This window comes from Methylobacterium sp. WL18 (genome assembly GCF_008040015.1).
GTDB classification, from domain to species: domain Bacteria; phylum Pseudomonadota; class Alphaproteobacteria; order Rhizobiales; family Beijerinckiaceae; genus Methylobacterium; species Methylobacterium mesophilicum.
This window is the reverse complement of record NZ_VRVD01000399.1, coordinates 1-4,375: the sequence shown is the minus strand read 5'-3', so window position 1 is coordinate 4,375 and position 4,375 is coordinate 1. Positions and strand designations below refer to the sequence as shown.

Genomic DNA, 4,375 nt, shown 5'->3' with positions numbered 1-4,375 from the left:
GCGCTGTCTGGAGGCGGACAGCCTCCCGCCCAAGCAGGTCGCCGCCCTGACGGGGTTCGCCAACGCCGACACCCTGCGCCGCGCCTTCGTGCGCCACGTCGGCATCACGCCGGCCGAATTCCGCAGGCGGAACGGCGCGGGGTGAGCGGGCCGTCATTCGGAAGCGGCCGTCGACCGGCAGACATCAACGCCTGCCAGCCGAACATCGTCGGATCCCGCGCCCCCTCCGCAGGGGGCTGTACCGACATGCCGGGAGTCCGCACCGAGGCCCTGTCGCAAACCGGCAACAGGAGGGTCGCCTTCGCCCCGGCGCTTGCGGACTCGCCATGACGGGCGAAAATATCTGATCTTTTCGATCAGGATGAAGATCAATCCGCGATGCGTGGGTCATTGGTCTTCCGACCGAATATATGTACGCTTCAAAATCTATACCTCATCTATGATGTTTGGCATAAACTTGCATTTTTGCTGTTGCGTCGGCAATTTAATGCGTCTTATGCTCCGACTCGGCCTTTCAGTCATAGGCTCGCTTCGTGAAGCGTCGCGGTAGTCTGTCTTCTTGAAAATATGCTAGAATTTTTCTGGCAATCGACGCGGTCTATACGATCAATATTGACAATAATCTTTCCGTTTTGCCTGAAAATCGCCGGACGCCGTGATCTGACCCGGCGGTTTTTCGGGCAACCCAATCCCGTCGCGCATCAGGCAACTGCGCGATGATCAGGAGGCGGCATGGATAATAAGAACTGGTCAAAAATATAAAACAGGGGGGATACACAATGAAACGCGCGATAAAAATCGCCGCTACAGCGATATGCTTTCAAATTACATCCAGCGGCAGCTTTGCAGCGGGAGAATATCCGCCGTACGACGGATATTTATTGACATATTTTACGGGCAATCGCCCGTGGGAGGAGACGTTGAAGTTCTCTACAGCCTGGATGGCCGCCGTTTTAACAAGCTAAACAATGGCAATTCCGTCATTGACGCAAGTCACACCGAGATGGGCGGCCTTCGAGACCCTTACATCTACCGTGGGCAGGACGGCAATTTCGTCATGACCGCAACCGATATGCAGAGCTGGAAGGGTTGGGGAAGCAACCGGGGCATCGTCCTGATGCAATCTCCGGACCTCATTCATTGGAAATCCTCGACCGTCAACTTCGAAAAGCAGTATCCAAATTTGTTCCCCGGCCTCCACGCCGCCTGGGCCCCGCAGGTCGCCTACAATCCGTTGACCGACCGGAACATGGTCTATCTGACCGTCGGATCAAACGATCCCTACAAGGCCTATTACGCCCACACCAACCGCGATTTTACGGCGCTGACTGAGACACCCAGACAGCTGTTCTATGCTCGGGACGGCGTCGGATACATCGACTACGATATCACCGAACAAGACGGCAAATATCATATGCTGATGAAGGCGGAGTCGTCGCCTCAGGGAAGCACGGCCCGGCTCCGAGTCATCAAGCATGCCGTGTCCGACCATCTGACCTGGGGCTATATCATGCCCTCGCAGGATGAGGTGCAGAGGACCAGCAATGCCGTCGAAGGGCCGCAGGCTTACCGCCTGAACGATGGCAGCGGCTATATCGTCATGTACGACAATTACATGAATAATGGATTTCAGCTGGTCAAGACGACGGATTTCAAGACCTTCACGCCCGTCTCGGGCTCCGACGTCAACCAGCTCTCGCCGCGACATGCCGGTATCATCTCCCTGACGTCCGACGAACTCCACCGCGTACTCGACAACGATACCAAGATCACCGTCGAGAACGCGACGCCCGCCACCGGCACGGACAGGCAGGTTCAGGCCGCCCCCACGATCGGAAGCAGCGACAAGCGGGATCTCGGCACGCTCAAGACCGACAATGGCTGGGCTTCGGAGATCTGGGGACTCTCCGCCACCGGCAGCGTCGCGGTCGGGGATTCGTATGCGGACGGCCAGGGTCCCAACATGCGTGCCGCGGCCTGGTCGGGCGCCGACCTGTCGCAGAAGCAGGATCTCGGCACCTTAAGGGGCGACAACACCGGCGCCGCGAAGGCCTACGCGGTGTCCAAGGACGGCAGCGTCATCGCGGGGATCGCCGAGAACGCCGACCAGAGGCTGCACGCCATCGTATGGTCAGGAAACCGCTGGGCGACCAAGACCGATCTGGGCACCCTGACATCGGACCAGTCGGGCACGTCCGGCGTCTACGCCCTGTCCGATGACGGGCGCGTCGCGGCCGGCGAGTCGAGCGTCGATTCCGGGACGACCCATGCGGCGCTGTGGTCGGGGCGGAACTGGACGACCAAGACCGATCTCGGCACCCTGCGGTCCGACAATTCCGGGACGTCCTGGGCCTACGCACTGTCGAAGGACGGGTCCGTGGTCGGCGGCTATGCGGCCCCCGATCGGAGCGTGGACGTCTATTCGCACGCCACCCTGTGGTCCGGCGCCAATTGGACGACCAAGACCGATCTCGGCACGTTGAAATCCGACAACCGGGGCACGTCGACGGTGCGGGCGCTGTCGGCCGACGGCACCGTGGCGGCGGGCAGCAGCACGACGGATTCCGGCTACACCCATGCAGCGCTCTGGTCCGGATCGCGCTGGTCGGAGAAGCGCGACCTCGGCACGCTCCGGGCCGACAACAGCGGCTCGTCCTGGGTGCGGGCCCTGTCCGCCGACGGCCGGGTCGCCGGCGGCATGGCGAGCACCAGTTCGGGGTTCGCGCACGGCGTCGTCTGGTTCGGCGACGGGTGGCGCAGCAGGAGCGATCTCGGCACCCTGAGGTCCGATGGCGGCGGCGTGTCCGAGGTCCAGGCCCTCTCAGCTGACGGCCGGGTGGCAGCGGGTTATTCCGAGACCGACTCGGGCGATCCCCACGCCGTCCTGTGGAAGATCACCTATCCGGCGACGCCTGCCAGCGGGCCCTCGACCGCCCGGACCCAGACCCAGAGCAGCACAGCCGGCCAAGTTTCCGTCCCGGCGGCGGGGCAGGCCTCCGCCCCAACGCCTGCGTCGGTGCAGGGGCAGCCCGCGGCACCGGCCCCGGAACCGGCTCCGACGGTCTCAACCACCCCGGCACAGGCTCCGGCTCCCGCCCAGACCTCGACCACCCCCGCGCCGTCCACGGACGTTCGGACCCAACTCGTCGATGTGACGAACACGCGCCGGTCGGTCGCCCGGCTGCGATACGACACGTTCTCGGTTCTGGAGATCCAGCGCCAGTCGCTCGCCTATCTGCAGCAGACCTGGTCCTGCAGCCGCGGGAGTCTCTGCTGGTCGGCCAGCGCGGGGATCGTCTCCGACGGCAGCAGCACCGATACGCTCTCGACGCTGCCCCTGAGCTATGGCCTGACCGACAATCTCACGGTCGGCGGCCATCTCAGCTACGCGCCCTACCGGGCCCTGCCGTCGCCGGCGTTCAACGACAACCGCAACGCTGTCGGCGCGGGGGCCTTCCTCAACTGGAGCCAACCCTACGCGGGGGGTGCGTGGTACATGCGCACCGCGTTGGCGGCCAGCCAGTACCATGCCGATATCCGCCGCCTGCAAACCACCGCCACGGAGGCCGGCACCGGCAACGCCCGGATCGGCGGCCTCGCCGGAACGCTCGAGATCGGGCAGTCCCTCCCGGTCTTCGGGGATCTGGTGCTGGGTTGGCATGGCGGGGTCAGGACCAGCCGCGTCACCCGTCAATGCTACACGGAAGCCAATGTCAGCTTTCCCGTACAGTACGACGGGATCGTCTACCGCAGCACGCTCGCCTTTCTCGGCGCGGATGTTTCGGTGCCGCTGACGACGGGCCTCAGCTGGATCTCGGGGGTCGAGATCGAGCAGGCTGTCCGCAAGCCGACGATGCGGTTCACGGCCCATGCCGACTACATCGGCGACTTCGGCTACAAGGCCGACCTGACCCGCACCCGAGGCGAGGCGCGTACCGGCCTGGCGTTCGGCCTCGGCAACAGCCTCACCGTGTCGGCGACCGCCTCCGTGCGGACGACGGCACTCGGCACCACGGCGGTCGGAGGCCTGCTCAGCTTCGGCGGCCAACTCTGACACGCAACGGCCCGAACGCCACCGCCGCTCGGGTCGTTCCCCACCGACGGGCCGGTGCGCGCGCGCGATATGCGCTATCCTGCGCGCGTGCCGGTGCATCCGTTGAGGGGAGATAGCGTGCCGACGATCTTCGACGCCCACACCTTCGCGCTCACGGCTCACGCGGGCCAGATCGACAAGGGGGGTCAGCCCTAGGGTCTGACTCACTTTCGGTGCAGGGGAGTTGATGGATCTCGGCTTCGGTCGTCGGAGATCCTGCCATGCCTCGCAGCCTGCATCCCAACTCGGTAATTCCGCGCGGACTCGTCATCGATCATGTCG

The 4,375-nt window shown here is 64.1% G+C and carries 2 protein-coding genes; both read left to right on the top strand.

Annotated features, from left to right (window positions below):
* The coding region (locus tag FV228_RS21510; RefSeq protein ID WP_147856469.1) for a helix-turn-helix domain-containing protein at window positions 1-145 on the top strand (145 nt) is incomplete at its 5' end.
* 912 nt (window positions 146-1,057) lie between these two features.
* On the top strand, window positions 1,058-4,054 hold the full coding sequence (locus FV228_RS21505; RefSeq protein WP_187277852.1) for a hypothetical protein: 2,997 nt from the start codon (window positions 1,058-1,060) through the stop codon (window positions 4,052-4,054).
* Window positions 4,055-4,375 lie beyond the last annotated feature (321 nt).